Source organism: Pseudomonas sp. WS 5079, from assembly GCF_012985465.1.
Classification (GTDB): Bacteria; Pseudomonadota; Gammaproteobacteria; order Pseudomonadales; family Pseudomonadaceae; genus Aquipseudomonas.
Map to the genome: position 1 here is coordinate 23,057 of NZ_JAAQWN010000009.1, position 25,898 is coordinate 48,954.

The following is a 25,898-nucleotide window of genomic DNA, read 5'->3' on the forward strand; positions in this document are numbered from 1 at the left end:
ACCTGTGGATTAGAAAGCGTATTGCAGGCGCATCACCACCCCATCACCGGTGTCATCACCCAGGGTGTTGCTGACGTTATCCGTGCGGGCCTTGACGTAGTTGGCGCTGACCTTGACCGCCTCATTGGCGTACCAGTTGACGCCCAGGGTATGCGCCTTGCCCTGGCTGTCACCTACCTGGCGCACATTGGTGCTGACCACGACATTATCGTCTTCGACGGTAAACGCGTCGTAGCGGTAGAACACCTCCCAGGCGCCGATTTGTTTGTTTTGCGGTTTGATGGAGTCGAACTTGGCGCCATCGAGTTTGTAGATGCGAGGCTCGCCGGTCAGGGTATAGGCCAGTTGTGCGTAGTAGCCGCTGGCCTTGATGTCACTCTGTGCTGCATCGGCCTTGAGGGTCCGTCGCAGGTACTCACCCTGCACCGAGAACGCATCCAGCGCCCAAGCACCTTCCAGGCCCCACACCGAGTCGTCCTGCCACAAGCCTTGCTGGGCCGCACTCCCGCCAAATACCGAGCGGGTGCCATTGGTGCCGGCACTGTTGCCGCCGTTGGTCTCGACGCCACGCATGCCCATGCGTGAGCGGATGCGCGTGTCGATGGCGGCGTCCTTGAGGTCTCGGTAGGCGTATTGCAGCCCTACGTGCAACACATTGCCGGATTCGTGCAGTGGCGCAAACACGCCGCGCAGGTTGTAGCGCTTGACGCTGTCGCCGTCAGTGTCGTTGTTGTTTTCGCTGAACACACTGCCGGACAAATAGGCCATCTGTCCCACCACGCCGTTGGCCTGTACGCCCATGCCGACGTTGTCGTTGACCCACTCGGCCACATCGTAGGAAAGGTTACGCTCCAGGGCCGTGACCCATTTGGAACTGGTGGCTTTCTCCAAGCCAAAATCGGTGTAGAAACGCCCTACTTTTACATTCAACGGATTGAACCCGGTGTAGGTCACGCTGCCTTCGTCGAAGTAACCTGCGCTGTCATTGCCCACGTTACGGGACAGGTCGTAGTTGATCTGGTATTTCCAGTCCTTGTAGACCGTGCCGCCAAACTCCAGATAGGCACGCCGAAAATACGCGGCGTCCGCCGTGTTGCCGTTACGGGTGTAGTAATCATCAAACCGGGCGTAATCGGCCTGGATACGCCCGCCCAGCTTGAAGCTGAACTCTTTGTCGGCAGTGGCCACTTCCAGGCCGCCCTTGGTTTTGAGCACAATATCGGCGCCATCGGTGGTTACCGTGCCTGCCTGCGCCGAAATGGCCAATACGCTCCCCGCCACCGCCAGGCTGAATTGAGTTAACCGAACGCACTTTGAATAACTAATCGACATCAACTTCCCCTCACTATCGTTAAGTATTACTTGGCGACGGGGAGTTTCCAAAGACCAAATGACATTTTGGATTTATTCACAAGACAGTTTTGTGACCATGGATATTTCTTGCCCTTTAACCGCGACAAGGACCTTATAAACAAGGGAATTACAAGTTACACAGGCATTCACATCGAATATTTCAGAATGGTTAAAACCAATACCAACTTAGATGACTCTTTCAAACCAGTCACGCCGTTCTTCGAACACTTTGTGAATCAACGCCACCAGCGCTTGCACATGGGGTTGCTCAGCGGTCAAGGGCGCCGTGGACAGCCATGCCAGCCGTTCCATAGGCTCACCAAACAAGGGGGTCAGGGCCAGCAGGTTTTTATCCAAATGGCCGATGTAGTCCGGTAACAAACCGACACAGGCACTGTGCCTGACCCACTCCTGCACCCACGCCTGGGAATGCACCTGGGCCACTGCGCGCTGGCGCTGTTTGACCAGGCGGTTCCAGGGTGCAAACGCCGCAACCGGCGCATTCGTACGGCCTTGCACCAGCATAAAGTCGGACAAGTGCGCAATTTGCGTCGGCAAACGGTTGCCGCGACAGTAACGCTTGGCCATATGCGGGCTGAAGTCAATGCGCGCCAGACGTTGCGGCGTGGTCATGGCAAACCCCGGCGCTGGACGAGGACGGTCAGCATCCGCCAACCACACCATGACATCCGCCTGGCGTGTTGGCTCGCCCGTCAGCGGGATGACTTCCAACTGCATTGCCGGGTGCTTGCGCATAAAATCCAGCACCTCACGCGCCAGCAGGTCGTGCATGAGGGAGTCTTCCACGGCCAGACGCAACAGCGGTTGAGGCACGGCGCCCACTTGTGGTTGAACATCGCCAAACCGCGCTATCAGCAGCGCTTGCAGGCGCTGCCCCTTGAGGGTCAGGCGTAGGGCATTTTCTCGTAATACAAACAGCGGGCTACCCAGCCGCCCCTCCAACTGGGCCAGTTGCTTGCGCAGTTCTGCAGTACGGATATTCAGGCTACGGGCAGCCTGGCGAAAGCTGGCACAGCGTGCGCATGTCAGAAAACGCTGCGCCAGCTCGCGGTCAATCAACGGTGCCTGCGCAGTCATAGGGCAACCTTTCAGCGGCCATTATTACGGCACTGCCCCATGACTTGATATTCGATAGTGTTGAGCTTGCCGCTCGAGTCCTCGTAAGTCATGCGCGACGGGACGATGTCGCAGGAGCTGATCTTAGGGGTCACGTTGACCACCTTGGCGATGTCCAGTTTCATGCCATAGCGATAGTCCTGGACCTGGGGTTGTTCCTTACCTTGTTTTAGCGCATAAGCAGCCATGGCTTGCTGGTTATCGCTCATCAACTTCTCATACCCACGATCACCGCCGTTTGTGGCGAACGCGACCGTGGATAATGACAACGCCAATGCAGCAATACTTAGTTTCAACAGGTTCATCAGATTTATCTCTCAAGTCATTTTTCCAGACTTGAGATTAACTAACCGACCCTTTCACCAAGGTAGCTTAAAGATTACCTTTCTGTTATGTGCAACTAAGCCTGACGATAATCACCGCCCAGTGCCGCCGCCGCCAGGTGCGCCACCCCGAGGGTGATTCCCGGCTCTTCACCGTCTTCGAGCATCCAGGTCGACGACAAACCTGCCCAGGCGAGCACCCATTGCAGGAGCCTACGCCGCTCGATTCCAGAGGCTTTGGCGACCACTTCGATCCGCCGCGCAAAGCACTCGGGAGCCAGGGCGCTTTGATCGGGGTTGCAGAAGAGGTTGGCGTAATCAAAGCCGCGCTCGCCGTAGAGGCCCTTGGGGTCGATAGCCAGCCAGCCGGCCGCGGCAAAATCCAGGACATTGCCATGGTGGATGTCGCCATGCAGTACCGCGACATCCTGGGGCGCCGCCAGCAGATCGCGGGCGGTGCTGGCGCACTGCGCAAGGATCCCGCCGTGCCTCGCCGCCCCCGGCCATAGCGCTTCGAACCACCGCGCCAGGGGAACCAGCGCGGGAATCGGCTTGGCCCGTGGCGCATGCAGGCGCGCGGCCACGCCACAAAGGATGCGCGTGGCCTCTTCATCGCGACCGCCGTTGGCCATCTGTACAAGCGAAGCCGAGCCCAGCGCACGCACCATCAGCAAGGCCTCCCCGTCATAGGCCAGCACCGGCGCTGCACCGTCACCGTCCCACCAGGCCATCAGCACGCTGCCGGCTTGCTCCTCGGCCACTTGGGAGACCTTGAGCATGGCCGGCACACCGTCCTGGCGAACAGGCAATAGATTGCCGTTGCGCGAGGCGAATGCATCGCCATCGACGGTCAGGTCCCATCGCTCCAGGTATTGATCAAATAGACACATCATGGCTGAGGCGGGAACTTCACAAAGCCCATGGCAAACAGCCAACCGCTGAGCATGGACAGGTAGATGGAGGTATATGAAGCAACGGTGTAGTCCAATAAGAAGTTGAGCGCGGTGAACGCAATGGCAGCGCACAGGAACTGCGTGCGGGTAAACCGCCTCACAAAGCGTTCCATTGCGGCATTCAAGGTGCGCAGGTACTTCATTGGTTTTCCCCTGGAAATGGTGACGGCATCTACACAGTTGCGCCCGTCGGCCCTGAAAAGCGCAAGAATAGTGCTGCATGGAGTTGACGAGAATCAACCACCGAGATGCCCTGGTTGCCCGTACAGCAAAACTGGCCGAGGCGGCGACAGCGCACGCGTTGCCCGCCCTAGGCCAGGGTATTCCACACCTGCGCCAACCCCACCAGGTGCACCAGCCCGTACACCACGCAAATCCCCGAGCTGATCATGATAAAGCGCGTACTACGGCCCGTGCCGGCCAACACGAACGGGCCCAGCAGACCACGCAACAGATACACCAGGGTGATTACGCACAACGCAGGGCGCAGCAGGGGCAAGGGGTCGATCACTCCGGCGCCGGACAGCGCATAGGCCGACCACGCGGCGAGCACCAGGGCAATCCCCGACGTCACCACCGCCGGGAAGCGGCGACCGGCCTTGGCTGCACGTACAAAGCGCTCGCCCGCGCCAAACAGGTGATACCAGGACGGCCCTTTGACGATGACCCCGATATGCATCAGCGCCACCAGCAGGTTAAGCCCGGCAGCGACCAGCAGTGCCGTGTTGTATTCCATTCCATCACTCCCTGATGCCAATTAGCCACATTGCGCGCAAAGGTATCATGCCCCCTCTCCCACGGCGATCAGCGCATTAAAATCGGCCCCGCAAGCCTGATCACTATCGACTGCCGCGAGACTGGACCGACCGGCGGCAACCCTTTCGGCCAGTTGATGCCGCACTATATCCGGCATGCCTCTACGCCCGACTCTCCCCGCCCCACCCTTTGAATACCCTGCCCACCTTCGCGCCCAGGCCGAGGCGGCACCGCGTGCGCCCGGCGTGTATTTTTTCTACGCGCAAGGTGAATCGATGCCGCTGTACATCGGTAAAAGTGTCGATATCCGCAGCCGCCTGCTGGCGCACCTGCGTACCCCCGAAGAAGCGCGCATGTTGCGCCAGGCACAGCGGATCGAATATCAGCAAACCGCGGGAGAAATCGGTGCGCTGTTGCTGGAGTCGCGCCTGATCAAAGAGATGCAGCCTTTGAAGAACAAGCGCCTGCGCCGGCAGCGCCGCCTGTGCTCGCTACGCCTGCACGGGGGCAAACTGCAGATCATCGACACCACCGCGCTGGCCGAGGGGCCGCAGTTGTACGGGCTGTTTCGCAGCCGACGCATGGCAATCGAAGCGTTGATCCTGCTCGCCGACGAGCACCGCCTCTGCCATAGCCTGCTGGGTATAGAACCACCCAGCGCGAAGGGCTGTTTCCGTGCGCAGATCCGTAAATGCGCCGGGGCATGCCGGGGCGATGAAACCCATGCAGCCCACACCGAGCGTTTGCTGCAGGCGTTGGCCCACTGGGCCGTCCATCGCTGGCCATACCCCGCCGCCATTGCACTGCACGAACGCCATGGCCAGTTGGAGCAATACCACGTCGTGGATAACTGGCGGTACATCGGGACTTACGCCTGCGAGGCCGAGGCCCGATTGGCGCCGGCCTTGCCATCGCAGTCGTTCGATGCTGACAGCTACAAAATCCTTGTACGGCCCGTGCTTTTCGAGAGTGCTCGTGTGGTGCTGCTGTCGTAAGAGGCGCCTTGCAGAGCCAGCCCGCCAGGAACCTTTTGCACAATCGGGAATCAGTGCTGCATGTTTTCACACCAACAACTCAGCGAATTCCCAATGATTTTCAGAAGATCCCTGCTCTGTATCGCCTTGGTGGCCATCGGCTTTATTGCCGGGTACGCCGCAAAACCCAATGATGTGCTTCAACTGACCGCTGGCCAACTCATAGAGTGTGGCGAGGTGACCATTCCTACGCTGGGCATGTGAGCCCGAAATCCGGCCGCTTTCGGTAGAGGTTACTCAGGCTTGGATTCCGGAACCCGCAGGTGCGCGCCGCAACCATAGCTGCCTGAACTACTTTGATAAAACGTCTCCCCCGTATGATGGGCGGCATTTTGTTTCAGGAAATCAACGCTGTTAAGATCGCGAGATACTGGTTCATGGACTCGTGGCGAGCGATCTGCGGGAGGAAACTTAATGCACAAGATGCCTATAATTCTGGCACCGAGGATAGAGAGCAGCAAAAATTGAAAAAGAACTCGTACCTCTATTTGGTGCCTATGATTTTTGGAACGATGCTGACTATTTCATTGCTTTTCGCATGGCGTAGCCATATTTACTCAGTGATTTTTTTCAAGCCGAACTTTCAAAAAATCTATATCACCAGCTCATTAATCTTGGCAGCTATAAGCTCGTTAGGCTTTATCATCTTTAAAAAAGACATATTGTCTGGAAACCTCATAAACACCCTAAAAAAGATTACAGCACTTCCACTGGCATTATTTTTAGTGTGCCTGCTAACCCTACAAATTCCGCTCTCACTTTTAATTTATTTATCCGACGGAACTCAAAGCACTTACACAACGGCATATACACAATCCCCTGGCGGTAGAAATAGCTGCCGCGGCATTGAGATTTTTGAGCCAGAGCTAAACAAGGAAATAAAAATATGTCACTTCAGTGGCGACAGCAATAAGGGTTTAGTCAAGATTTATAAAACCAGCAATACGAAAGGCATCGTCATAACAGGCGCCGCATTTTATTGACGGTTTTTCCAGGTTTGAGATGACTGGCTGGAACAGCTGGCCCCCCCCTAACCTGCCTTCAAGCTGCGATGCGTAGTAAGCACGCCTTTGTCGTCAAACAGGAAAATCATCTGGTTCCCCCCATTATCCTGGCAAACCACACCTTCAGTTTCCCCGTCAACAATCCCTTGGCAAGCCATGTTCCAGACATAAGGACGGATTTGGCACTTCAGCGTCTTACCGTCTTCAATCACCAGATGATGGGTGGCGGAGATGCTTTCTGGAGCGGGTTTTGGGCACGCTCCCTCCCCCCAATTGATACCTTGGTGATTAGGTTGGTAAACACAACCAGCCAGCAGGAGCATGGGCAACAGGCATTTGTAATTCATGATCACCATCCTTAGTTGTTGCTCTGTAACAGGGCGCGGGATGCTCGACCCCGTAAAGATGTAGCAGATACTCTAGAACCCCGGCGGAATGTAACCAGGGACGTAAGGAATATTTTTACACTTATTACTGACTATACGGCCATTATCAATCTTGAAATCCACAATCTTGCCAAACGGGTTGACGGTGGCCTCAATCGTACAATCAGAACTGTGCCCTACAGTTTCATAATACTCCGTGTACACCATGCCGTTACCGGTATGATTCATCGAGGTTCCTGCAGCTTCGGTATTGGTCCAGCTTGAAGACTTCTCCCATGTCAGGACAATAAGTTCCTCTCCATTCGCGCCCTTCACCTTCTTGACTGCTGCTGGTTTACCAAATAGGTTCAAGGCTTCCTGATCTGACCTTCCCACCCATCGCTCCTGAGCAATCACCCGGCAACCATTAACAAGCAAGATAACCGGAATTATTGTGGCAACCAGCAACACCTTCGAGATGCGATTAAACATAAAACCTCTTTCACAATAAAAACAAAGTAAAAAAGTTAGCATTGATGCCCTTACTGGGGAATTAGCACAGATGTGCTAATGGCTCATTGCCCCGTTGTAAAATAAGTAGTGATTGCGCCGATTGTTTAGCTGATACCCTTGCGGTTCAACGTGCTACCTACTCAACTGTTTTGCCCCCCTCCCGGCGTCCTGCCGACAGAACACAAGCTCCCGAATAGCACACGAGTCCTGAGACTTGTCGTATGCCCGCGCTCAAAAAAGTGTAGGCCGAGTATCGTCAGCCGTCCTGCAGAGCGGCTCCTGCCAGCCACATAAGGAACGCACTCACAGGCACCTGCCGCTCCCGTCCTGGCACGCACACCGCAACGTAACGCGGACCAAGCAGGCTTACTTCTGGTCTATAGGCCACTAATTCTCCATGCCTGAGGCTGTCGGCTACCAGTACATTGCTTGCCAGCACCAGCCCATGACCAGCAATCGCAGCGCTCAAGGCAAAATACTCATCGTCGAACTCACGCATCTGCGCCGTTTCAAGCCAGGTCTGGCATTCTGCGGCCGCGCACCAGCTTTCCCAGTTGATTGAGAATGCTCCCGGAATTTTCCAGTGTAAGTTGATCAGTTCGATCTGATTTACATTCAACGAGGCCACCAGGCCTGGGGCGCCGTAAACAGAGAATTGCTCTTTCATTAGCTCCTGACAGAACAACTTCGGGTCGTCGCGGCTGACTGAACGAATAGCGACATCGATACTGGAATCACGCAGTAGATCGACTAGTTCGTTACCTGTATCAACCCGCACCTTGACTTGTGGAAAGCTTCGATAGAAACCACCCAGTCGTGGGATTAGCCAGGCAGCGGCCAAACCCGGCGTAGTGGAAATGGTTAGGGTTTGGGGAACGGTGTCCGGATAAAAAGCCTCCAGGCTGCGGCGAATGTCTAACAAGGCGCGGTGAGTCTGGCGATATAGCAACTCGCCCTCTTCGGTCAATGCGACGCCTTGACCAGCTCGCTTGAACAGCATCGCTCCGAGGCGGGCTTCCAACATCCTGACCTGATGGGAAATGGCCGCGGGGGTGACTGAGAGTTCCTCAGCTGCCGCTTTAAAGCTACCCAGTCGCGCAGCCGCCTCGAAGGTGCGCAGCGCGTTAAGCGGAAGAGTCGAAAACACGCATCGTTCCCTAGATGAATTGAATTGATGAATATTTAATTTATCTCATTTTTCTTGGTGTGTACGCAGCGATACCGTTGCAGGTATTCGATCTCCCCACCCTTGGGAAAAAACCATGCAAGGACCTTCGCGAAAAATTCTTCAAGCCATCCTCTATGAATCAATCGCTGTTGCGGTGCTATCGCCCAGCATCTCGTTGATATACGACGAAGGTTTGGCCCATGCGGGTGCGCTGTCGGTGATGTTATCTGTATGCGCGCTGCTATGGAACGTGCTGTTTAACTACGCTTTTGAACTCTGGGAAGCGCGTCAGCCACAGCGTGCTCGCACGTTGGGCAGACGCTTGCTGCACTCACTGGGCTTTGAGGGTGGGCTAGTTCTAATGTTGGTACCACTGGTGGCATGGTGGCTGGAGATTTCTTGGTGGGCTGCACTGGTCACCGATCTGGGGCTGTTCGTTTTCTTCTTCTTTTACGCGCTGGCGTTTCAGTGGGTCTTCGATAGGATGTTCGATGTACCAAATTCCGCGAAGGGGGAAGTTTCGGTTAACCCATAATTCACGCGGAATCCAGATTCGCCAATCTGTAGCAGCATTAGGATTTGTCCATGAAAAATGCCACCAGAGCGATTGAGAGCTACATCTTCGGTAAGGACGGAAATCGGCCTGACTTATTGCAACATGCTTTCAGTCTAGACGCAGCTCTTAACGTGCTAGTGCAGAGAGGCAACGTCCTTTTTCCTCCCAACGTCCAGGGGCGCGAAGATATTGCTGAAGTACTAGTACGCAGCTTTAGCCTGCAATATGAGAACGTTTATACATTCTGCCTCGGTGACGCGCCAAAGCCCGACGCCAATGTTCATAAGTGCAAATGGCTGGTTGGCATGTCAACAAAAGCGACTGGGGAGTTACGTGTAGGCTGCGGGGAATATCATTGGATCTTTTCACCGCAAAGCGGCTTGGTCACTCAGCTGTCCATTACCATCGAACACATGTTGGAGTGTCCTTCCCAGCATATGCGAAAAATAATGGACTGGCTTCAAGGTCGCAGCTATCCATGGTGTGAACCTACCGAAATACTTGATTCGGCACCGCCGCTCACTTGCCTCCAGCCGGTTCTTGTCTACGTTGCTACATGACCCCTACTGATATAAACGTAAGCGTTTGGCCGATTGCGGACCTCATGATAGGCAGCAAACGGCCAAAAGCAGCCTCTCAACGCGTCGCACATTGACCTCTGCGAAGAAAATCTTTAAGCGCCGCCTGATAGAGCGTCAATGGCTGATTGCCCGTATTGAGAAGTGCAAACGGAATCATCGTCAGATGTGAAAACGACGTGGAGTTTATCGAGTAGGTTTTCTGCCTGCAAAAGCGCTGGTCCTTATTCAATATAAAATCAAACTTGAAAAGGTTTGTCCGCGTACACCAACTGGGGATCAAACCCAGACTCAGACCCGTCAAGTAATCTTGTCCGCAAGCGCCGCCAGATGAAAACTCCGAGATCTTTATTTCTAATGCTGGCAGGCTCGGGGCGGCAAGGCTGGAGTTCTTATCCTGCGCACCGGGAATAACGTTGAGTGTCGCTGCGTATGCGTCCTTGCCGAAGCGACTGTCTTTCCATGGAGAATTTATTGCGTAACTGAAGCTGGAGATAATTTCTTGTGTTTCGGGTTCAACGGGTTCGTTGATTGTCGGCTGGGACGAATAAGATGTGCAGCTGCAACAGAGTATAGCAATGCTGACAAACACAAACCCGTTGGCTATTAAACGACGCATACTCAGTTTTCCCTAATTATCAATTAGCCAACATACCTGTCGCTTACTGCCGTATAGCATCTTATCTACACGCCGGACGGCTGAATCAGCATAACAGGACAGACTGTACACGCGCACTTCGGGAGAGAGAAAAGGCCGCCGCTATGCTCTCTTTGCCCCAACCCAGTGCGAACCCGCGAACGTTGAAGGCAAACGCTGAACGACAACACCTGCCCAAGCTGTCCAGCGGCTCCTATTGGCCGCAAGCTGACGTTGATCATACCGTGCAAAAGCAGGAAAAAGTGGACGTTAGGCACGAGCCTGTTGAAACTGACGTCGAATTGACCCAGAGGCCTATGCCACTGCCCCATCCCGTCAGTAAATATCTAGCGCTGGTAATAGTTCACAGGGTAGGATCCTGGATCAGTAAAGTTTCTGTAACAGGGCCAATCCAGCACTGGCGATAATAATCTCAGGCGATATACACGTTTTACCAGAGGTGAAGTAATGCCGTTAGATAAAGATTGGCAGCCAAGTTTTGGGACTATCTTCACGTGGTTCGCCATGGATCGACATGGGCGTATAGCTGTAATGGTGAATAACTGTTTCGGTCCTATCCCTTCGAGCTTGTTGGCTATTCCAGAGCTAGAGGAAAAACTCGACAGTATAAATGAGTTTATGTGGGAAGAGTCGCGTGAGTTTCAAAGTTATCCAAAAAACAAGGAAGGTCGAACTCTTTTAGATATATATAGGTTTCGCAGGCACCTCAAACCCTCGTCGCGCGACGAAATGGAACGCATAGTCTTAGAGAGTTCGAATTTTTATCAAGAGCTCACGGAGTATTCACTTCCATCAATAAAAGGCTTCTATGTTTATCACGCGCTAGAAGATTACGTGTCCAGCGAAGACAATCCGATTGGTTATGAGGGAGACGCGGAAATTGGAGACTACTTTCGATATTTGATTCCAACGGTATGCGCTAGCATCGAAGACTTCCCTGAAGAATTAAGGTCACTAATCGCCGTATCCGACACATTAGATTTCACAGTTGACCGAGCCATATTTAGTATGTCAATCAATCAGAGTTTTAAGCGATCTTTTAATCAACGGAAGTGAAAGATTAGCAGTTTTTAAAAAGTAGTCGTTTCATCGGCTACGCAGTGAAGCGCTCCTGGATTTGTAGACAAACGGAGTGTCAGCTATTGGCCGTTTTCAGTCGGTTGTCACCGGCAGAAATCGGCCAAAAGCGGTCATCGAGAGTCTCCAAAAACAGGAGCGATTCTGGCACCTGAAATGCAGGGCCGAGATTTGATATCTCAAACTACTGAGCTAGGATCTTGGCTAAATGCCATCACTCGAAAAGGAAATCACCTTGGCCTTACCTGATACCCTCCGCCTCGCTGTGCTCGGTGTTTCAGCGGACACTCCATTTGAAAGTGCATAGAGCAATGTCAATACGAGGGCATTGGATATAAACCCTTTCATTACTCAGAACCATTTAATGATTGAAAATTAAAGTCCGTGAGCCATGGTAAGCGATTACTGGAAAGGGCGTCGAACCGCCTAAAACGGAGTGTCGGTGAGAGGCTGCCATTGATCGAAAGGAGAAACCCCTAAAGCAGGCGTACCAAACACCAACTGCTACGCTGTTCACTCCAAGGAGGAACACCGATGCCGAGCTCAGACCTGCTCCCTTCCCCGCTGTCCAAAATCAACGAAAACCAACTCGCCCTTGAAGCAGCCATCATGGAGCTTACGAACTGGGTTGAGCAGTGGGGCCGATATCCAGGCTGGCACAGACCTCGGTAACCGGCTGACCCTCATCAAGCACCATGCTGGCAGCCTTGAGCTTGAACTCACTCGAAGACGATTGACGCATATCCAGACACCTCAGATTTGGGCGCTATCATAGCGCCCGATTGAAGTGTCCAAGATCATTAGGTCACCGGCAAACTCGCCGAACTCCAAGCGATGGCCGACACCAGGAAGAACACCGTCGGCAAGCTCGTCGAGTACCTGCGCAATAACATGGAGGCCACCGATATAAAAACGATCAGGCGGCCCTTGTTCACGATCACTTTGGCTCTAGCGCCCGAAAAGGTCATCGTCGATAAAGAGGACGATATCCCGGTCGACTTCATCGACACTAAAACCGTGTTCTCTCCCGACAAGCGCACCATCACGGCCAAGTTCAAGGAAATCCGAGAGCACAACGTAGCCGTACGAAAACGCATGGCCGCCGGTGAAGATGCAGAACACGAACTACTCGAAGAGCCCATCTGGGCACACCTCGAGCGCGGTGACAGCTCCATACGGATCAAGTAAGACAACAGGGTTTTGTAGCAAAAGTGGCGTTATGACGGCGATCATACACTTCGGGCCAGCTCGGCCTGCACTCATACGCACTTCACTTAAGGATGAGTAACATGAACGATGATTTGAAGCAGTCAGGCTCTACTACCACCTCGCAAACCACCACCTCGTTAGAGCAGGTTAAAACCGGCAGGGTCTTGGATTTCACCTGGGCGCCAAACGCCAACACAACGACCACCACCGTCTCGGCGGACTTTGTCGACTACAAGGTCGACACCTCCCAGGGCAGCCCTACTGGAGACAGCCACTCCATTGCGCGGTTTACCTATGTCCAAGCTAAGGGTGGCGGCCAGATCAGTCAGCTGTTCCTTGAAGAGATGCGTGCCGGCGTACGTGCCAACACCCAGATCGGGCTGATGGTAGGACGCAAATGGGTTCTGGATCCCAACGCTGAAGTATCAGGCAGCATCGGCACCTACGTGGTCGAGCAATTCGATGACATGCGCGCCAGTGTCAATTATGTCGGCGCCTTCGCCCGCGTCTTCGCCGACCCACGAATGGTCAGCTACCACGCTGGGGGCCACGTACACACCAACGTCTCTATCAGCAGCAGCAGGGCCCTGACCATGGCTGATTCCGGTAAGTCGATCCTGGTCATTAGTGATACTGACGTCACGCTCACCATTGGTGATGACGTGACTGAAGGGTTCAGGGTGAATCTGATCCAGGCGGCCGCCGGCAAGGTCAACATCGCCGTATCGAGCAGCCATGTGATCTACAGCAATGCTGGGAGTCGCACACGCACGCTCAACCCACTGGATGAGCTGGAAGTCAGTACCTTCCCATTCGGCCCGGTGTTCCTGGCCTTCCGGGTCAGACCTACTGCCTAACGATCCATTGCGCGCTGGCAGAGGTGGTTCTTACTGCCAGCGCCGTAATCACCGACAGTCCTGGCTCACACTGCCGGCCAGCGGAATAGAAGAGGCAGGCTAGTTCGGGAAATTTCAGGGAGGAATGCCGCCCACCCTTCCAAGTATCTGCTGATCAACAAGCAGGGAAAAGGATGACGAAGGGGATGCTGCGCTTGCGCTGGGACAAGGCGCGAGAGATGGCTTGCGAGAAAGCTATCGAACAAGGAGATCCGGCGCTCGCCGCGAAGCTCGGCGGGTTTCAGTTGCGAGATATTCGACCCAAGGCGGCGTCGGAAATCGTGGATATCGGCAACGCAAGCCTGCTGCTGGGCACAGCAATCAGGAAGTCACAAAGCGCGTTGACAGAAGGCTCAGCGCCACTACGAAGCCGTCAAAATAGAAAAGTTATGGAACGGTTCCATAAAAATACAAGCCAGCCACAGCCGAACCCCAGAAACACAAAAGCCCCGCATAAGCCGGGCTTTTATCTGCATCTTGGCGGGAAACCAGGGACTCGAACCCTGGGAGCTCTATTAACGTTCGCCGGCTTTCAAAACTGGTGTTTTTTTCTTTAAATTCAGCAAGTTAACCTTTTTAGCGCTTCCGCATCCCTCCATATTTCGATACGCTGAAAGCTCCATAACTCAAGGGGTGCACATCAGATTGCGGAAATGATTTACTCCCCACCCCGACGTCCTGCCCACCAGCACACAAACTACCAAATTGCCCACGATTCGTGGCGTTTGTCCTATGGCCCCCCAGCGGCATTTGTAAAAGGCAAAGGGGTAAATACGTCTGAAAGGTAGGATTGATCGGTCAGTCAGCAAAATGAGGGTAAAAATCGCCTCATGAAACGCCCAAGGAGTTATCGCCTGGCCCTCCCGCACCACCTCTATGCATTTATTTTGTGAATAACGCTGCATTCCCCACGTTTTACGTAAAAAATCCTACAACTGATGTAGCAGACAGTTTAATGATGGCTCAACTGTGCAAAGTCCCTGAGTTCACCGTTTGGCTAGGGGTATGGATTGTGTGTATTTCTACGTTAAGGATGTCGAGTGCCGAATCAGCCCTCAACCCAACGCCTGTGTTGTATCCAGAGCCTGGGCGTCGCCCTGCTCTGCCTGTGCGCGCTGCCGGCCGCCGCCGATGGGCGGCAAGCGGGCCAGGAAGCGCTGCGCTTGCAGCAGCAACAGCAGCGCGACTTGCAGCAATTACACCTGGAGCAGCGCCAACGGCAGCTGCAACGCGGTAGTTTCAGTACGCAAGCGGCCACGCCGGCCTTGCCAACAGACATAGCCAAAGACGAACGCTGCTGGCCGCTAAGTGGCACGCGCCTGGCCGGGGTCACGCTGTTCAGCAAGGCTGAGCTGAACCAACGCATCGAACCCTACGTGGCGCCGTGCATGGGCGTCACCCAGATCAACCGCCTGCTGGCCGAGATCACCCAGCTGTATGTGCAAGCCGGCTATATCGCCAGCCGCCCGTACCTGATCAGCCCGCCAGCGGCCGGGCAGTCGCTGGATATTCACGTCGAAGAGGGCTACCTCGAAGCCATCGAACTGGCCGACCAGAGCCTGCCGGTGTCGTTAGGCGGCGCGTTCCCCGGGATGCTCGGCAAGCCGCTGAACCTGCGCGATTTGGAACAAGGCCTGGACCAGCTCAACCGCCTGCGTTCGGTGGACCTCACCGCCGACATCGCCCCTGGCAGTGAAGCTGGCGCCTCGCGCATCATCCTGCGCTCGCGCAGCACGGCGTCACGCTGGGGGCTGGGGCTTGGAGTGGATAACCTCGGCAGCGCCGGCACGGGGCGTGATCGCAATGCCATCAACCTGAGCCTGGACAGCCCGCTCACGCTCAACGATTCGCTCAACCTGAGCTTCAGCGACACGCTCAACCACGGGCCGCGCTACAGCCGCAGCAACAGCCTGTTTTATTCCATCCCTTACGGGTACTGGACTTACAGCCTGTTCGCCAGCCACAACGAATACCGCTCGCCGTACAAGCTCAGCCGCGCCACGTTTTACAACAGCGGCCGTACCGACCAGGTCAGTTTGCGCACCGACCGCGTGCTGTGGCGCGACCAGGGCCATCAACTCAGCGCCAACCTGCAACTGGCCTACAAGGACGTCGACAGCTACCTGCAAAAGGTTCGCTTAGGCATCCAGAGCCCGACGCTGACAGTGGCCGAGGCTGGCCTGAATCTGTTCTGGCTCAACAGCGCAGTGTGGAACCTCGACGTCAATTACGCCCAAGGCCTGACATGGTTCGGCGCCGACCGTGATGCTGAGCAAACGCAAAAAAACCTGCCCCAGGCGCAATTCCATAAGTACCGCGCCAACCTCACCCAATGGCGCAACGGCCAATGGCTGGGGCAACCGTGGCAGTGGCAGAGCCAGCTGTCGGCGCAATACAGCCCGGATGCGTTGCCTGCCATCGAACAACTGCTGGGTACCGACGATTCGGCGGTGCGTGGCTACCGCGAAAACATCGCGTCCGGGGCCATCGGCGCGGTATGGCGCAACACCTTGCGCCTGCCGCTCACCAGCGACCTGCCGGTAACAATCACCCCGCGCCTGGGCCTGGACAACGGCTGGATCAAGCGCGAACACGGCGCTCAAAGCCAGCGCCTGAGCGGTGCCAGTGCAGGACTCAACCTGAGCTGGAAAAACGTGCAACTGGACCTCGATTACCAACGCAACCTCAACACGCCCACAGGGTTTGGCCAGGAGCGGGAGGTCTGGCTGACGCGCCTTAGCGTGCAGATTTGAGCAACACCTGTTTAGCCTGAGTTTACCGCCGTACCTGACCACCACAGCAGCGTTGCAACGAACAACGCACGTCGCGGATCAGCCAACACAGAGCGAATTTATTTATGCCGACTGACACCCATACGTTTCACCTTTCACCCCAGGGCAAACTGCGCTGGGCCATCGCCAGCCTGTTCCTGCTACCGCAGCTGGTACTGGCCGGTGGCTTAACCGTCGTCGAAGGGCCTGGCGGTACGCCGCAGCTGCAAAACCAGGGCGGCGTGCCCATCGTCAACATCGTCGCGCCGAATGCCGGCGGCCTGTCCCATAACCAGTTCCTGGACTACAACGTCGACCGCCAGGGCGTGGTGTTGAACAACGCCTTGCAGGCTGGTCAATCGCAACTCGCCGGGCAGCTGGCGGCCAACCCGCAGTTCCAGGGCCAGGCGGCGAGCGTGATCCTCAACGAAGTGGTGAGCCGCAACGCCTCGGCCATCAACGGCGCTCAGGAGATTTTTGGCCGGGCTGCCGATTATGTGCTGGCCAACCCCAATGGCATTTCCGTCAACGGCGGCAGTTTCATCAACACCCCAAATGCCAACCTGGTAGTGGGCCGCCCTGAACTCAACGACGGCAAGCTGCAAGGCTTGAACACTCGCGATGCAAGCGGCCAACTGACGGTGCAAGGCCAGGGCCTGCAAAACGGTGCGGGTTCGATCAACCTGATCGCGCCGCGTATCGACAGCGATGGGCGCCTCAGTGCGCGTGACCAATTGAACCTCACGGTCGGCCGCAATCAGGTCGACTACGCCAGCGGCCAGGTGCGCCAGGTCGACCCGGCGAGCAAAACCCAGGACCAGCGTATCGACGCCCGCCTGTTCGGGGCAATGCAGGCCGGCCGTATCAACATCATCAGCACCGCCGAAGGTGCCGGGGTGCGCGTGGGTGCGGTGCAAGTCGCGGGCCGTGATGGGGTGAAGGTCAGCTCGGCCGGCAACCTCGATATCAGCGGCCAGGTCTACGCCAACAGCCTCGACGCCACCCGCGCCGGTGTGCAGAGCCGCCAGGGCGATGTCGACTTGCACAGTGCCAAAGACTTGAGCCTCGCCGCCACCGACGTCGGCGGGCGCAACGTCAAGCTCGACGCCGGCCGCAACCTCACCCTCAGCAGCCTGGAAAGCAAAAAACTTCAGGAAAAACGTGAGCAGTGGAACAACAGCAACTTCCTGTTCACCTACGAAACCTATGACCGCACCACCACCGACAAGGACTCGCGTCAGCACGGCAACAACGTCGTCGCACAACAACAGGCCACGCTGTTGTCCGGCGCCAACACCCAGATCAAGGCCAGCAAGGTCGAAGCGGGCGACGCATTGCGCGTCAACAGCGGCGCCGACCTGCAACTGAGCGCCGCCACCGAAACCCACGAAACCCGCGACCAGGGCAAACACCGCAAGCACCTGTGGAAAGCCAACTGGGACAATTCCAGCAGCGAACAGCGCAGCGTCACCAGCAGCCTCAAGGCCGGCAAAGCCCTGGAGCTGACCAGCCAGCAAAAACTGCAACTGCAAGGCGCCGAACTGAAATCTGCGGGCGACATTCAATTGGCCGCTCGGCAAGTCGACATCACCAGCGCCAGCCGTACCCAGCGCAGCAGCGACAACGCTTACTCCGGCGACCTGACTGGCGGCAGTTTCTTCGGCAAGAACGGCGATGGCGATAAGGGCAAGACCCTGAACACCGGCAGCAAGGTCAACGCCGATGGCAAGCTGATCGTCAAGGCGGACGACGTGCGCATCAATGGCAGCCAGGCGCGTGGTGGCCGACAGGCCAGCGTCATCAGCGACAAAGGCTCGCTGGTGATCGACGGCGTGCAAAACACCTCCCACGACAATAGCTACAGCAACGACAGCAAGTTCTTCGGTATCACCAAGGATGAAAGCCGCAAGAACCTCAAGGACAGCACCGTCGTCGCCAGCAACCTGCGCTCGGACAGCAACCTCAAACTGCAAAGCGCCAAAGACATCAGCGTCAGCGGCTCCAAGGTCTCTGCGGCAGGCGAACTGCAAGCGAATGCCAAGGGTGACATCAAAGTCGCGTCGGCTGAAAACACCTCTCACACCACTACCAGCACTCACACGCGGGGTTTCGATGGCTACGCCAAGGAGACCGCCGACGGCACGCGTCAGTACCGCGCGGGTGTGAACTATGCAGACCAGCAGCACGCCAGCAAGACCGACACCACCCAGCAGCAAGCTTCCAGCCTCAGCGGCGGCAGCCTGGCCGTCACGGCCGGTGGCGACGTTAGCATCAAGGGTTCCGAGCTGAAGGCGACCCAGGGCGATGCGACCGTGAGCGGCAAAAACGTCGAGCTGTTGGCGATCGATGACAGCACCCGGAGCCAAACCGACACCACCACCACCGCTGGCGGCGTGTATTACACCGGCGGCCTGGACCGAGCCGGCAATGGTGCGCAGTTCAGCCACCAGAGCAGCAATGACACCAGCCACAAAACCACCGCGCAAACCAGCAGCGTGGCGTCGGCCGGCACGCTGACGATCAACGCCGGCAACACCCTGACCAGCCAGGGCGCGCAGGTGAAGGCCGGTTCTGAGTTGCAGGTCAACGCGGCGCAGGTCGATAACCAGGCGGCGCATAACACCGAGACCGGCACCCACAAAGAGAACGGTTGGACCGCCGACGTCGGCGCCAATGTTGAATACAAAGGCATCACCCGGCCGATCGAAAAAGCCGTCAACGGCGTGGCCCAGGCCAAATTCCATCAGCCCGGCCTGCTGGATGCCTTCGAGCAACCGAATGTCGGGCTCGATGTGGAAGTCGGCCATACCAACAAGACCCGCACACAGCAGGACAGTACCGCCGTGGTCAGCCAGTTCAGCGGTGGCACGGTGCAGGTCAATGTCGCCAACACCGTGAAAGATGAAGGCACCCAGTACCGCGCCAGTGAGGGCGGGCTGAAGATCAATGCCGGCGAGCACCTCGCCACGGCGGCCGCCAACACCCACACCAGCAGCGAGCAAAGCGTTGACGCCAAAGTGGGCGTGCGCGTCTACACCACCACCGGTGAAGACTTGAACGTGCGCGGCAATGGCGCAGGCGGCAGCAGCGATGTGCGCGAATCCAGCAGCACGGCGGTGGTCGGCAGCTACGCCGGGACCCAGGGTGTGAACATCGAGACCCAAGGCGACGCGCGTTATGAAGGCAGCCAGTTCAACGGCGGCCAGGCGGGCGTCAACCTCAAAGCCGGTGGCGAATTGGCGCTGAACCAGGCCAGCGATACCCAGAGCAGCACCAATAACAGCCTGCGTGGCAGCGGTTCATTGACCGTGGGCACGGCGCCGGGCAGCAACGGTACGAACGTCAACCTCGGTGCCGGTGTGCAACTGGACGACAAGCGCCTTAACACCCAGGACAGCCAGGCGCGTGTCGCGACGCTGCAGGGCAACGGCCCGATCCAGCTCAGCAGCGGTGGCGACATGACCCTGCAAGGCACCAAGGTCGGCAGCAGCACGGCGAAGACCGGTGACATCAGCCTCAACGCTGGCGGCAAGCTGAACCTGCAAGCAGCCACCGATACTCATGTGAGCAGCGGCAGCAACCTGGGCGGCGGCCTGACGGTCGGTGCCGGCAAGACCAGCAGCGCTGAAAGCAGCGGCACCACCGGCAGCCTGAGCGCCAACTTCAACATCGGCAAAGTCGCCGAAAACGACCAAGGCGTTAGCGTCGGGCAGTTGCACAGCAACGGCAAGGTGAGCCTCACCAGCGGCGCCAACGCGGCGGATGCGATCCACCTGCAAGGCACTCAGGTGGTGGCTGACAGCGTCAATCTGGATGCGCAAAACGGCGGCATCCTGCAAGAGTCGGCGCAATCGACCCAGGCGCATAACAGCTGGGGCGTGACCCTGGGCGCAGGCGGCAGCGGCGGCAAAACCACCCTGGCCGACGCCGGTGAACATGACACCCCCAAGACCCAGCACGGCATCAATGCGCGGGCCAAGGTCGACGTGGATCACCTGCAAGGCACCACCCAGCACGACAGCCTGATCAAGGCGAATAAGGTGGTGATCAACAGTGCCGGTGACACCCATCTGGCCGGCGCGCGGATTGAAGCCGAGCAGGTCAGTGGCAATGTCGGCGGCGACCTCATCATTGAGAGCCGCAAGGATCAAGTCAGCAGCACCCAAGTCAACGTCGACGCCAAGCTTGATGTCGAGAAAAACCAGCCCGGTGTGGTCAACAAACTGGCCAAGGCTAGCGGCCCGCTCAAGGACAAGGTGCAAGCCAAGGCCGAGGGCGCGTTTGACAAGCACCGCGAAAAGCTCGAGAACGCCGTGGACAAGGGCACCAAGCACCTGGCCTCGGCAAAGGACAGCGTGGTCAACAGCGTTGGTAACGCCAAGGAACGCCTGGGCGAAAAACTCACCCGCAGCGGTAGCTACGACGTGAACCCCGAGCCCCGCGGCGCCTTCGGTACGAGCGTGGACAAAGCCAAGGCTTACCTGGCGGACAAGAAGGATGCCGTGGGCACTCGCCTGTCCGACCTCAAGGAAAAGGCCTGGCCAAAATCCACTGACAGCTACGCCGTCAGCGGCAAAAACACCACCGGCAGTTCGGTGGCCAATACCACCGAAAACGTGCTGTTCGGCGACAAGAGCGGCAACACGTCCTACACCCCGACGTTGAACCTGGACGTCAGCCATGTGGTGAAAGATAGCGTCACTCAAGCGTCGGGCATCCGCACGCAAGGCGTCAACCTGCAGGTGAGTGGCGAAACCCACCTGACTGGCGCCCGGATCAGCGCGGACCAGGGCAAGGTCGACCTGGGTGGTTCCAAGGTGACGGCAGCGACGTTGGCCGGCAGCGATTACCGAGCGGATGTCGGGCTGAACCTGTCGAAGTCACCGGTCAATCTGGTGCTGGGCGCCAAGGACGAATTGACCCAGAAACAGGACGACGCCATACGTAAGGATCAAGCCTTCAACCTTGGACCGCTGAGAGTCGGCGGGCACAGTGATCGCCAGGCGTTACAGGCCGGGATTGATCAGCAAACCAATTAACTAGCAATCCACTCGTGGAAGCAGGAGGCTATCCTGCTTCCACTACTGATCGCGTAAACACCAAAATCCGTATGCGTGAATTAGAGTTTTTCTATGTTAACCAACCCTCGCTGAAATCCATCGACTTCCACGAAAAGCACATCTGCGCCATCATCAGCCTACGCTGTTCACTCAAAGGAGGAACACCGATGCCGAACGCTGACTTACTCCCTTCCCTGCTGTCCAAAATCAACGAAAACTAACTCGCCCTTGAAGCAGCCATCATGGAGCTTACGAACTAGGTTGAGCAGCAAGGCGGTACAGAAATTGCCGACAACGTGCGTGGTGTACTGGATACCATCGACCGCAACGAAGAGTTCATCAAGCTGACCTTGGCGGTCCTTATGACGCCTGACTAATCAACAGAGACCGTTAGCTCTTAACGCCCCCCACTCCCCGGTCAGAGAGGTGGGACTCTTTCGAGCACAGCACTGCGAAAAGCTCATTATCATCAGGAGGGTTGCCGACCTTCCGGGTCAGACCTACTGCCTAACGATCCATTGCGCGCTGGCAGAGGTGGATCTTACTGCCAGCGCCGTAATCACCGACAGTCCTGGCTCGCACTGCCGGCCAGCGGAATAGAAGAGGCAGGCTAGTTCGGGAAATTTCAGAGAGGAATGCCGCCCACCCTTCCAAGGATCTGCTGATCAACAAGTATGGAAAAAGGATGACGAAGGGGATGTTGCGCTTGCGCTGGGACAAGGCACGAGAGATGGCTTGCGAGAAAGCTATCGAGTAAGGAGATCCGACGCTCGCCGCGAAGATCGGCGGGTTTCAGTTGCAAGATATTCGACCCAAGGCGGCGTCGGAAATCGTGGATATCGGCAACGCAAGCCTGCTGCTGGGGCAGAGCAATCAGGAAATCACAAAGCGCGTTGACAGAAGGCTCGGCGCCACTACGAAGCCGTCAAAATAGAAAAGTTATGGAACGGTTCCATAATAGTTATGGAACACCGAGCAAATACAAGCCAGCCACAGCCGAACCCCAGAAACACGAAAGCCCCGCATAAGCGGGGCTTTCGTATGAATCTTGGCGGGAAACCAGGGATTCGAACCCTGGGAACGCTATTAACGTTCGCCGGTTTTCAAGACCGGTGCATTCAACCACTCTGCCAATTTCCCTTGTGCAACACAGGATTATAGTAGCCCATCCTGTCTCAGCGGGCGCCATAATACCCGAATGAAACACACTGTCAAACTCTCTGCATAGCTTGTTACAGAGCGTCTGTTATGATCTTTGCGACTGAACGTTTCAAAACTGAAGGAGTGTCGCCATGCGCGAACAGGATTACGCAGTTAATAGCAACGTGCAGGCTGAGCAGCTAGAGGTTAGCCGCGTCCTGCGCAATACATACGGCCTGCTCGCCCTCACCCTCGCATTTAGCGGCGTGATGGCGTATGTGGCGCAACAGATGCGTGTCGGCTACCCGAATATCTTCGTGGTACTGATCGGTTTCTACGGCCTGTTTTTCCTCACCAACAAGCTGCGCGACTCGGCCTGGGGCCTGGTGTCGGCGTTTGCCCTGACCGGTTTCATGGGGTTCCTGCTCGGCCCGATCCTTAACCGTTACCTGGGCATGCAGGGCGGCGCGGAAGTGGTCAGCTCGGCATTTGCCATGACGGCCTTGGTATTTGGTGGCCTGTCGGCGTATGTGCTGATTACCCGTAAGGACATGAGCTTCCTCGGCGGCTTCATCACTGCAGGTTTCTTCGTGTTGCTGGCGGCTGTACTGGCGAGCATGTTCTTCCAGATCAGCGGCCTGCAATTGGCAATCAGCGCAGGTTTCGTGCTGTTTTCCTCGGTCTGCATTCTGTTCCAGACCAGCGCTATCATTCATGGCGGCGAGCGTAACTACATCATGGCGACCATCAGCCTGTATGTATCGATCTACAACCTGTTTGTCAGCCTGTTGCAGATCTTCGGCATCATGAGCCGCGACGACTGATCCCAGCCTTACCAAAAAGCCCGCTTCGGCGGGCTTTTTGTTGCCTGCGGCTTTATCATTGGCAAAGGTTTGCCAACAGAGTGTTCCATGAAGTTCGCGATTGCGCTTTTTTCCGCCGCCCATGCGCCTTCCTCGCGCCGCGCCCTGCAGTTTGCCCAGGCGGTGCTGGCCGGTGGGCATGAGATTGTGCGGCTGTTTTTCTATCAGGATGGCGTCTACAGCGCCGCCAATTCGGTGGTCGCGCCCCAGGATGAGCAGGATATCGCCCAACAATGGAGCGCCTTCGTCAGCAAGCATCAGCTTGATGGCGTGGTCTGTATCGCTGCGGCGCTGCGCCGTGGGGTGTTGAATACTGAAGAAGCTGCGCGCTACCAGCGCAATGCGGTGAATCTGGATGCGCCGTGGGCGCTGTCAGGCCTTGGGCAGTTGCATGATGCCATCCAGGATGCCGACCGCCTGATCTGCTTTGGAGGGCCATAAAATGTCCAGATCCTTGTTGGTAATCAGCCGTCAGGCGCCGTGGTCCGGACCCAGTGCGCGAGAAGCGCTGGATGTGGTGCTGGCCGGCGGCGCATTCGACTTGCCGATTGGCCTGCTGTTTCTCGATGACGGGGTGTTTCAACTGGCAACCGCCCAAGATGCCAAGGCCGTGCAACAAAAGGATGTGACGGCCAACCTGCAGGCACTCTCGCTGTTTGGCATCGACGACGTGTTCGCCTGCAGCCACAGCCTGGCAGAGCGCGGATTGACCGCCCCTGAAAGCGCGCAGCCACTGAGCAGCGAACAGATTTCCCAGATGATTGACCGTTACGACCAGGTGATGACCCTCTGATGTCGACCTTGCATGTGTTGTCCCACTCCCCTTTTTCCGACACCCGCCTGGACAGTTGCCTACGCCTGTGTGGCGCGCAAGATGTGATCTTGCTGTGCGGCGATGCAACCTATGCCCTGCAAGCCGGCAGCGCGCCCTTCCAGGCCCTGCAAGCCAAGGCCCTGGGCATCTTTGTACTGGCCGAAGATGCCCAGGCCCGCGGCCTGGTGTTGCCGCAGTGGGCCAAGAGTGTCGACTACCCGGGGTTTGTGCAGCTGTCGATCGAGCATGACAAGGTCAACACCTGGCTATGAACACCTTGACCGTAGGCACACACACCCTTGAGCTGGACAAGGATGGTTACCTGGTTGACCTGGATGCCTGGTCGACCGAGGTGGCCAACGCCCTGGCGAGCGCCGAAGCGCTGGAGCTGACTGACGAACACTGGGAAATCCTTGAGCTGCTCAGGGGTTTTTACCAGGAGTTCCAGTTGTCCCCGGCCACCCGCCCACTGATCAAGTACACCGCCCTGAAGCTGGGCCCGGAAAAGGGCAACAGCCTGCACCTCAACCGACTGTTCAAAGGCACTCCCGCCAAACTTGCCGCCAAGCTGGCGGGCCTGCCCAGGCCGACGAATTGCTTATGACCGACTTTGCTCCGTTGATCACCGAAACTCCCGCCGAACACCCCTTTGCGCCGTTTGTGCGGATCCTCGGCAAAGGCAAGCGCGGCGCCCGCAGCCTGACGCGCGAAGAAGCCCGGGAAGCCATGGGCATGCTGCTCGACGAGAAAGTCGAGGACTCCCAGCTCGGTGCGTTCCTGATGCTGCTGCGCCACAAGGAGGAAAGCCCGGAGGAACTCGCAGGCTTCACCGAGGCCCTGCGCGAGCGCCTCAACCCGCCATCTCTGAGAGTGGATGTCGATTGGCCCACCTACGCCGGGAAAAAGCGCCACCTGCCGTGGTACCTGCTGGCCGCCAAGTGCCTGGCGCAGAGCGGCGTGCGGATTTTCATGCACGGCGGCGGCGCACACACGGCCGGCCGGCTGTACACCGAACAGTTGCTGGGTGAACTGCAGATTCCACTGTGCCGCAATTGGCAACAGGTCGAGACCGCCCTGGAGCAAGGCAACCTGGCGTTTATGCCGCTGGGCGACTGGGCCCCACAGCTGCAACGCATGATTGACCTGCGCAATATCCTCGGCCTGCGCTCGCCCATCCACTCCCTGGCCCGCATCCTCAACCCGCTGGGCGCACGCTGCGGCCTGCAAAGCATCTTCCATCCCGGCTACCAGGGCGTACACCGCGATGCCAGTGGTTTGCTAGGTGACAATACCATTGTGATCAAGGGCGATGGCGGCGAGATCGAGATCAATCCCGACACCACCAGCCACTTGTATGGCACCACCGGCGGCGCAAGCTGGGATGAGGAGTGGCCAGCCCTCTCCGCCCAGCGCCACGTCAAGCCGGCCAGCCTCGACCCCGAGCATTTGAAGGCGATGTGGCGCGGCGAGGTGCAGGACAGCTACCCGCAATTGGCGCTGATCGCCACTATGGCCCTGGCCTTGCGCGGTCTTGGGCAACCACGGGAACAGGCCTTCGCACTGGCACAACAGTACTGGGACGCGCGGGACAGATCGATTTAATCGATCATTAACCCCGACCCTTTGCGCTATTTGTTCGAACCCAGACGATTAGACTGCACTCCAACGCT

Annotated in this window: 28 protein-coding genes, 1 tRNA gene and 1 pseudogene; 18 read left to right on the top strand and 12 right to left on the bottom strand. The window is 57.1% G+C overall.

Going from position 1 to position 25,898, the window contains the following annotated elements; genetic code table 11:
* Positions 1 to 9: 9 nt before the first annotated feature.
* From HBO05_RS22470 to HBO05_RS22495, 6 genes are all read right to left on the bottom strand, one after another.
* Positions 10 to 1,332 (bottom strand): OprO/OprP family phosphate-selective porin, encoded by a 1,323-nt coding sequence (locus tag HBO05_RS22470; protein WP_169954315.1) that lies wholly within the window; start codon positions 1,330 to 1,332, stop codon positions 10 to 12.
* Between the two features lie 207 nt (positions 1,333 to 1,539).
* A complete protein-coding gene (locus HBO05_RS22475; protein ID WP_169954316.1) occupies positions 1,540 to 2,451 on the bottom strand; it encodes a LysR family transcriptional regulator in 912 nt (303 codons plus the stop codon).
* An 11-nt stretch (positions 2,452 to 2,462) separates the two neighbouring features.
* Entirely contained in the window at positions 2,463 to 2,795 is a 333-nt protein-coding gene (locus HBO05_RS22480; RefSeq protein WP_169954317.1) for a DUF2790 domain-containing protein, read from the bottom strand.
* A gap of 95 nt (positions 2,796 to 2,890) precedes the next feature.
* The gene (locus tag HBO05_RS22485; protein ID WP_222931752.1) at positions 2,891 to 3,706 is read right to left on the bottom strand and encodes an aminoglycoside phosphotransferase family protein; all 816 of its coding nucleotides are present in this window, start codon (positions 3,704 to 3,706) and stop codon (positions 2,891 to 2,893) included.
* Positions 3,703 to 3,909 carry a hypothetical protein gene (locus tag HBO05_RS22490; RefSeq protein WP_172314089.1) on the bottom strand — a complete coding sequence of 69 codons (207 nt, stop codon included), beginning with the start codon at positions 3,907 to 3,909 and terminating at the stop codon, positions 3,703 to 3,705. The genes HBO05_RS22485 and HBO05_RS22490 overlap by 4 nt, the downstream gene beginning before the upstream one ends.
* A gap of 167 nt (positions 3,910 to 4,076) precedes the next feature.
* The gene (locus HBO05_RS22495) at positions 4,077 to 4,502 is read right to left on the bottom strand and encodes a hypothetical protein (RefSeq protein ID WP_169954319.1); all 426 of its coding nucleotides are present in this window, start codon (positions 4,500 to 4,502) and stop codon (positions 4,077 to 4,079) included.
* Positions 4,503 to 4,797: 295 nt separating this feature from the next.
* Here HBO05_RS22495 and HBO05_RS22500 point away from each other — a divergent pair, with 295 nt between their 5' ends.
* The 3 genes from HBO05_RS22500 (at position 4,798) to HBO05_RS22510 (ending at position 6,539) form a co-directional block, all read left to right on the top strand.
* Entirely contained in the window at positions 4,798 to 5,517 is a 720-nt protein-coding gene (locus HBO05_RS22500) for an endonuclease (protein ID WP_262380955.1), read from the top strand.
* 60 nt (positions 5,518 to 5,577) lie between these two features.
* Complete coding sequence (locus HBO05_RS22505; RefSeq protein ID WP_170058695.1) at positions 5,578 to 5,760, top strand: hypothetical protein; 183 nt, start codon at positions 5,578 to 5,580, stop codon at positions 5,758 to 5,760.
* Between the two features lie 173 nt (positions 5,761 to 5,933).
* Positions 5,934 to 6,539, top strand: coding sequence for a hypothetical protein (locus HBO05_RS22510; protein WP_172314091.1), 606 nt, complete (start codon positions 5,934 to 5,936; stop codon positions 6,537 to 6,539).
* 47 nt (positions 6,540 to 6,586) lie between these two features.
* Here HBO05_RS22510 and HBO05_RS22515 read toward each other — a convergent pair whose 3' ends face one another.
* The 3 genes from HBO05_RS22515 to HBO05_RS22525 all read right to left on the bottom strand — a co-directional run bounded on the left by HBO05_RS22515 (position 6,587) and on the right by HBO05_RS22525 (position 8,585).
* Positions 6,587 to 6,907, bottom strand: a complete 321-nt coding sequence (locus HBO05_RS22515) for a hypothetical protein (RefSeq protein ID WP_172314093.1) — start codon at positions 6,905 to 6,907, stop codon at positions 6,587 to 6,589.
* A gap of 72 nt (positions 6,908 to 6,979) precedes the next feature.
* Entirely contained in the window at positions 6,980 to 7,417 is a 438-nt protein-coding gene (locus tag HBO05_RS22520; RefSeq protein WP_169954323.1) for a hypothetical protein, read from the bottom strand.
* Between the two features lie 277 nt (positions 7,418 to 7,694).
* Positions 7,695 to 8,585 (bottom strand): LysR substrate-binding domain-containing protein, encoded by an 891-nt coding sequence (locus HBO05_RS22525; protein WP_169954324.1) that lies wholly within the window; start codon positions 8,583 to 8,585, stop codon positions 7,695 to 7,697.
* 115 nt (positions 8,586 to 8,700) lie between these two features.
* Here HBO05_RS22525 and HBO05_RS22530 point away from each other — a divergent pair, with 115 nt between their 5' ends.
* Positions 8,701 to 9,141, top strand: coding sequence for a PACE efflux transporter (locus HBO05_RS22530; protein WP_169954325.1), 441 nt, complete (start codon positions 8,701 to 8,703; stop codon positions 9,139 to 9,141).
* A 50-nt stretch (positions 9,142 to 9,191) separates the two neighbouring features.
* Positions 9,192 to 9,722, top strand: coding sequence for a hypothetical protein (locus HBO05_RS22535; protein ID WP_170043083.1), 531 nt, complete (start codon positions 9,192 to 9,194; stop codon positions 9,720 to 9,722).
* 76 nt (positions 9,723 to 9,798) lie between these two features.
* On the opposite strand, the gene HBO05_RS22540 is transcribed toward HBO05_RS22535, so the two are convergent.
* The gene (locus HBO05_RS22540) at positions 9,799 to 10,359 is read right to left on the bottom strand and encodes a hypothetical protein (RefSeq protein ID WP_170043084.1); all 561 of its coding nucleotides are present in this window, start codon (positions 10,357 to 10,359) and stop codon (positions 9,799 to 9,801) included.
* Positions 10,360 to 10,845: 486 nt separating this feature from the next.
* Between HBO05_RS22540 and HBO05_RS22545 the strand changes: the two genes are divergently transcribed.
* Positions 10,846 to 11,454 (top strand): hypothetical protein, encoded by a 609-nt coding sequence (locus tag HBO05_RS22545; protein WP_169954328.1) that lies wholly within the window; start codon positions 10,846 to 10,848, stop codon positions 11,452 to 11,454.
* 637 nt (positions 11,455 to 12,091) lie between these two features.
* Here HBO05_RS22545 and HBO05_RS29375 read toward each other — a convergent pair.
* Entirely contained in the window at positions 12,092 to 12,217 is a 126-nt protein-coding gene (locus tag HBO05_RS29375) for a hypothetical protein (RefSeq protein WP_262381451.1), read from the bottom strand.
* Between the two features lie 92 nt (positions 12,218 to 12,309).
* Between HBO05_RS29375 and HBO05_RS22550 the strand changes: the two genes are divergently transcribed.
* The 6 genes and pseudogenes from HBO05_RS22550 (at position 12,310) to HBO05_RS29380 (ending at position 21,788) form a co-directional block, all read left to right on the top strand.
* The gene (locus tag HBO05_RS22550; protein WP_172314095.1) at positions 12,310 to 12,663 is read left to right on the top strand and encodes a siphovirus Gp157 family protein; all 354 of its coding nucleotides are present in this window, start codon (positions 12,310 to 12,312) and stop codon (positions 12,661 to 12,663) included.
* A gap of 101 nt (positions 12,664 to 12,764) precedes the next feature.
* A complete protein-coding gene (locus HBO05_RS22555) occupies positions 12,765 to 13,541 on the top strand; it encodes a hypothetical protein (RefSeq protein ID WP_172314097.1) in 777 nt (258 codons plus the stop codon).
* Positions 13,542 to 13,726: 185 nt separating this feature from the next.
* Positions 13,727 to 14,137 carry a hypothetical protein gene (locus tag HBO05_RS22560; protein ID WP_172314099.1) on the top strand — a complete coding sequence of 137 codons (411 nt, stop codon included), beginning with the start codon at positions 13,727 to 13,729 and terminating at the stop codon, positions 14,135 to 14,137.
* A gap of 528 nt (positions 14,138 to 14,665) precedes the next feature.
* Positions 14,666 to 16,333, top strand: coding sequence for a ShlB/FhaC/HecB family hemolysin secretion/activation protein (locus tag HBO05_RS22565; RefSeq protein ID WP_262381449.1), 1,668 nt, complete (start codon positions 14,666 to 14,668; stop codon positions 16,331 to 16,333).
* A gap of 104 nt (positions 16,334 to 16,437) precedes the next feature.
* Entirely contained in the window at positions 16,438 to 21,390 is a 4,953-nt protein-coding gene (locus HBO05_RS22570) for a hemagglutinin repeat-containing protein (RefSeq protein ID WP_172314103.1), read from the top strand.
* Positions 21,391 to 21,578: 188 nt separating this feature from the next.
* A pseudogene (locus HBO05_RS29380) lies at positions 21,579 to 21,788 on the top strand (hypothetical protein).
* 672 nt (positions 21,789 to 22,460) lie between these two features.
* On the opposite strand, the gene HBO05_RS22575 reads toward HBO05_RS29380, so the two are convergent.
* A tRNA-Ser gene (locus tag HBO05_RS22575) sits at positions 22,461 to 22,551 on the bottom strand.
* 152 nt (positions 22,552 to 22,703) lie between these two features.
* On the opposite strand from HBO05_RS22575, the gene HBO05_RS22580 reads away from it, so the two are divergent.
* The 6 genes from HBO05_RS22580 (at position 22,704) to HBO05_RS22605 (ending at position 25,830) form a co-directional block, all read left to right on the top strand.
* Positions 22,704 to 23,375, top strand: a complete 672-nt coding sequence (locus tag HBO05_RS22580; RefSeq protein WP_029293588.1) for a Bax inhibitor-1/YccA family protein — start codon at positions 22,704 to 22,706, stop codon at positions 23,373 to 23,375.
* Positions 23,376 to 23,462: 87 nt separating this feature from the next.
* Positions 23,463 to 23,855 carry a sulfurtransferase complex subunit TusD gene (gene tusD / locus HBO05_RS22585; protein WP_172314105.1) on the top strand — a complete coding sequence of 131 codons (393 nt, stop codon included), beginning with the start codon at positions 23,463 to 23,465 and terminating at the stop codon, positions 23,853 to 23,855.
* A gap of 1 nt (position 23,856) precedes the next feature.
* Positions 23,857 to 24,207, top strand: coding sequence for a sulfurtransferase complex subunit TusC (tusC, locus tag HBO05_RS22590; RefSeq protein WP_172314107.1), 351 nt, complete (start codon positions 23,857 to 23,859; stop codon positions 24,205 to 24,207).
* Positions 24,207 to 24,500, top strand: a complete 294-nt coding sequence (gene tusB, locus HBO05_RS22595; protein WP_169954334.1) for a sulfurtransferase complex subunit TusB — start codon at positions 24,207 to 24,209, stop codon at positions 24,498 to 24,500. Before tusC ends, tusB begins: the two co-directional genes overlap by 1 nt.
* Positions 24,497 to 24,832, top strand: a complete 336-nt coding sequence (locus HBO05_RS22600; RefSeq protein ID WP_170043092.1) for a TusE/DsrC/DsvC family sulfur relay protein — start codon at positions 24,497 to 24,499, stop codon at positions 24,830 to 24,832. The genes tusB and HBO05_RS22600 overlap by 4 nt, the downstream gene beginning before the upstream one ends.
* Positions 24,829 to 25,830 (top strand): glycosyl transferase family protein, encoded by a 1,002-nt coding sequence (locus HBO05_RS22605; RefSeq protein WP_172314109.1) that lies wholly within the window; start codon positions 24,829 to 24,831, stop codon positions 25,828 to 25,830. Before HBO05_RS22600 ends, HBO05_RS22605 begins: the two co-directional genes overlap by 4 nt.
* Positions 25,831 to 25,898 lie beyond the last annotated feature (68 nt).